Below are 5,131 nucleotides of genomic sequence, written 5' to 3'. Positions count from 1 at the left end.
GGGGGGGTTGGGTTGGTAGTGATGTTGTATAGTGGTTGTTCGCGTCAGGTTGTTATGCGTGTTTTGTTTGTTGTTTAGTGTTGGCCGATTAGTACCAGTCAGCTTGGAACCCCTTGCGGGGCTTCTACTTCTGGCCTATCTACCCAGTCGTCTTCTGGGGGCCTTCACACACTGGGTGTGTTGGAAACCTGGTCTTGGAGATGGCTTCCCGCTTAGATGCTTTCAGCGGTTATCCATTCCGAACGTAGCTAACCAGCGGCGCCCTTGGCAGGACGACTGGCACACCAGAGGTTCGTCTACCCCGGTCCTCTCGTACTAGGGGCGGGTCTCCTCAAGTTTCCTACGCGCGCAGAGGATAGGGACCGAACTGTCTCACGACGTTCTGAACCCAGCTCGCGTACCGCTTTAATGGGCGAACAGCCCAACCCTTGGGAGCGACTACACCCCCAGGATGCGACGAGCCGACATCGAGGTGCCAAACCATGCCGTCGATATGGACTCTTGGGCAGGATCAGCCTGTTATCCCCGGGGTACCTTTTATCCGTTGAGCGACCACGCTTCCACAAGCCATGGCCGGGTCACTAGTTCCGACTTTCGTCCCTGCTCCACATGTCTGTGTCGCAGTCAAGCTCCCTTTTACACTTACACTCGATACCTGGTTACCAACCAGGCTGAGGGAACCTTTGAGCGCCTCCGTTACTTTTTAGGAGGCAACCGCCCCAGTTAAACTACCCACCAGGCACTGTCCCTAAACCCGATCAGGATTCGAGGTTAGATGCACACTAATATCAGAGTGGTATTTCACCAATAACTCCACCAACACTGGCGTGCCGGCTTCATAGTTTCCCACCTATCCTACACAAACATCAGCGAACACCAATACCAAGCTATAGTAAAGGTCCCGGGGTCTTTCCGTCCTTCTGCGCGTAACGAGCATCTTTACTCGTAGTGCAATTTCACCGAGTTCATGGTTGAGACAGCAGAGAAGTCGTTACGCCATTCGTGCAGGTCGGAACTTACCCGACAAGGAATTTCGCTACCTTAGGATGGTTATAGTTACCACCGCCGTTTACTGGGGCTTCAATTCACACCTTCACAACACAAAGTATTGTTGAGCGTTCCTCTTAACCTTCCAGCACCGGGCAGGCGTCAGTGCGTATACATCGCCTTACGGCTTCGCACACACCTATGTTTTTGATAAACAGTCGCTTCTCTCTATCCTCTGCGACCCACCAACGCACATCACACTGCAAAGAGTGTTTCACGCTTCGTGGGTCCCCCTTCTTCCGAAGTTACGGGGGCAATTTGCCGAGTTCCTTAACCATGATTCTCTCGTCGCCTCGGTATACTCTACCTGACTACCTGTGTCGGTTTAGGGTACGGGCGGTATAAACCCTCACGTCGAGGTTTTTCTAGACAGCACAGGCTCACAATCAAACCCAAATGAATGGATTCCCATCACGCCTCACCCACACATCCCCGGATTTACCTAGGGAATAGGCCACACGCTTAGACACACACAACCATCGGTGTGCGACTGCTACCACTCTGTGTCACCCCTGTTACTACGCTCACCACAAACAACACCCACAAGCCGCACGTCCGCCACAAAACAATCCGAAGAAAGTAATCCAGCTCGCGTGGGGCCCATTTCCTTTGTAAGCAGCGTTTGGCGGTTTTATACCGGTACCAGAATATCAACTGGTTATCCATCGACTACGCCTGTCGGCCTCGCCTTAGGACCCGACTAACCCAGGGAAGATAAGCTTGACCCTGGAACCCTTAGTCAATCGGCGGACAGGATTCTCACCTGTCATTCGCTACTCATGCCTGCATTCTCACTCCCACACAATCCACCACACGGTTCCCCGGCAGCTTCACCTCATGCAGGACGCTCCCCTACCCAACAAAACACTAAATGTTTTCTTGTCACAGCTTCGGCGGTGTACTTCAGCCCCGCTACATTGTCGGCGCGGAATCACTTGACCAGTGAGCTATTACGCACTCTTTCAAGGGTGGCTGCTTCTAAGCCAACCTCCTGGTTGTCAGTGCAACTCCACATCCTTTCCCACTCAGCACACACTTAGGGGCCTTAGCTGATGATCTGGGCTGTTTCCCTTTCGACCATGAAGCTTATCCCCCACAGTCTCACTGCCGTACTCAGACTAGATAGCATTCGGAGTTTAACTGATCTCAGTAACCCATCGGGCCCATCAACCAATCAGTGCTCTACCACTACCAGACACATACGACGCTGCACCTAAATGCATTTCGGGGAGAACCAGCTATCACGGAGTTTGATTGGCCTTTCACCCCTACCCACAACTCATCCCCCCAGTTTTCAACCTAGGTGGGTGCGGTCCTCCACAGCGTCTTACCACTGCTTCAACCTGGCCATGGGTAGATCACTCCGCTTCGGGTCTAGAACACGCGACCATAAACGCCCTATTCAGACTCGCTTTCGCTACGCCTACCCCACAACGGGTTAAGCAAGCCACATGCCACTAACTCGCAGGCTCATTCTTCAAAAGGCACGCCATCACCGCTCCTCCACACAACGTGGCGCAGGCTCTGACGGCTTAAAGGCGCCCGGTTTCAGGAACTATTTCACTCCCCTCCCGGGGTACTTTTCACCATTCCCTCACGGTACTCATACACTATCGGTTATCAAGAAGTATTCAGGCTTACCAAGTGGTCTTGGCAGATTCACGCAGGATTCCACGAGCCCCGCGCTACTCGGGCACACACCCAGCAGACACCACGCATTTACACTTACACGACTATCACGCTCTCCGGTCAGCCATCCCAGACTGTTCAACTCACACGCGCATCCACCCACAAAAGCAGCGACTCTTGTGAAAGACATGCCCCACAACACCGCACATGCAACCCTCGCTGAGTATCACACACACACGGTTTAGCCATCATCCGCTTTCGCTCGCCACTACTCACGGAATATCTTTTCCTGAGGGTACTAAGATGTTTCACTTCCCCTCGTTCCCCCCAACACCCTACAAAACTCAGGTGCTGGTAGCCACACACAACTGTGACTGGGTTTCCCCATTCGGACACCCTCGGATCAACACTCGCTCGCCAATTCCCCGAGGCATATCGCAGGCCGCTACGTCCTTCATCAGCTCTTGATACCAAGGCATCCACCGAACGCCCACAAAAACTAAAAAACAAACACAAAAAATCACAAGAAACACAATTTCTTGCAAACTCAAATCACACAAAAATAAAGATGCAAACAACCACTATACAATTCACCAACAACCCACGACACAACCCCATAACACGCCACAAAAACGTGCAGGTGTTGAGCGTGAACCCAATAGTGTGTGTCAAAAAACGAAGTAAAAAAGGCCAGTAAACAAAACCCAAAAGCCCTGAATACCAAACAGTTGGAGCTGCCACCCACACCGGGCGGACTTTATCTTGTACAACAAAAACACATTGCCCCACAAACACAACCACACCAACCTGGCGCAGCAAAACAATAAGGGGGCTCCTTAGAAAGGAGGTGATCCAGCCACACCTTCCGGTACGGCTACCTTGTTACGACTTCGTCCCAATCGCCAGTCCCACCTTCGACCACTCCCCCCCAAAAGGGTTAGGCCATGGGCTTCGGGTGTTACCAACTTTCGTGACGTGACGGGCGGTGTGTACAAGGCCCGAGAACGTATTCACCGCAGCGTAGCTGATCTGCGATTACTAGCGACTCCACCTTCACGAAGTCGAGTTGCAGACTTCGATCCGAACTGAGACCAGCTTTAAGGGATTCGCTCCACCTCACGGTATCGCAACCCTCTGTACTGACCATTGTAGCATGCGTGAAGCCCAAGACATAAGGGGCATGATGATTTGACGTCATCCCCACCTTCCTCCGAGTTAACCCCGGCAGTCTCCCATGAGTCCCCACCATAACGTGCTGGCAACATAGGACAAGGGTTGCGCTCGTTGCGGGACTTAACCCAACATCTCACGACACGAGCTGACGACAACCATGCACCACCTGTATAACAGTGTCCAAAGAGACCTCTATCTCTAGAGGCTTCTGCTATATGTCAAGCCTTGGTAAGGTTCTTCGCGTTGCGTCGAATTAATCCGCATGCTCCGCCGCTTGTGCGGGCCCCCGTCAATTCCTTTGAGTTTTAGCCTTGCGGCCGTACTCCCCAGGCGGGGCACTTAATGCGTTAGCTACGGCGCAGAAACCCTAACGAGTCCCCACACCTAGTGCCCAACGTTTACAGCATGGACTACCAGGGTATCTAATCCTGTTCGCTCCCCATGCTTTCGCTCCTCAGCGTCAGTAATGGCCCAGAGATCCGCCTTCGCCACCGGTGTTCTTCCTGATATCTGCGCATTCCACCGCTACACCAGGAATTCCAATCTCCCCTACCACACTCAAGCATGCCCGTACCCACCGCACTGCACCAGTTAAGCCAGCACATTTCACGACAGACGCGACACGCCACCTACAAGCCCTTTACGCCCAATAATTCCGGACAACGCTCGCACCCTACGTATTACCGCGGCTGCTGGCACGTAGTTAGCCGGTGCTTCTTTACCCCATACCCTCACCACGACAAAACGCGGCTTGTTCAAGGGCGAAAAAGGTTTACAACCCGAAGGCCTTCATCCCTCACGCGGCGTCGCTGCATCAGGCTTTCGCCCATTGTGCAATATTCCCCACTGCTGCCTCCCGTAGGAGTCTGGGCCGTATCTCAGTCCCAATGTGACCGGTCACCCTCTCAGGCCGGCTACCCGTCAAAGCCTTGGTAAGCCATTACCCCACCAACAAGCTGATAAGCCGCGAGCCCATCCCAAACCAGAAAAATCCTTTCCCACACAGACCATGCGACCCATGCAGAATAACCAGTATTACACACCCCTTCGAGTGCTTATCCCAAAGTCTGGGGCAGATTACTCACGTGTTACTCACCCGTTCGCCACTAACCAACCACCGCAAGCGGTAGCGGTCCGTTCGACTTGCATGTGTTAAGCACGCCGCCAGCGTTCGTCCTGAGCCAGGATCAAACTCTCCAACAAAAAAGAGAAAAACCCCAACCAAAAACCAAAAAAACAAACGTCAAAAGACACACACTATCAAGTTCACAAACAACACCCC

At 52.9% G+C, this 5,131-nt stretch carries 2 rRNA genes; both read right to left on the bottom strand.

Annotated elements, in window-relative coordinates:
• Nucleotides 1-69: 69 nt before the first annotated feature.
• Nucleotides 70-3,182: ribosomal RNA gene (locus FYJ24_RS12165) — 23S ribosomal RNA — on the bottom strand.
• A 334-nt stretch (nt 3,183-3,516) separates the two neighbouring features.
• Nucleotides 3,517-5,052 (bottom strand): 16S ribosomal RNA (locus FYJ24_RS12160).
• Together the 16S and 23S rRNA genes form the textbook arrangement of a ribosomal RNA operon.
• Between the last annotated feature and the right edge of the window lie 79 nt (nt 5,053-5,131).

Source organism: Scrofimicrobium canadense, assembly GCF_009696615.1.
Taxonomy (GTDB): domain Bacteria; phylum Actinomycetota; class Actinomycetes; order Actinomycetales; family Actinomycetaceae; genus Scrofimicrobium; species Scrofimicrobium canadense.
The sequence above is the reverse complement of the archived record's forward strand: the minus strand, read 5'-3'. Positions and strand labels throughout refer to the sequence as shown.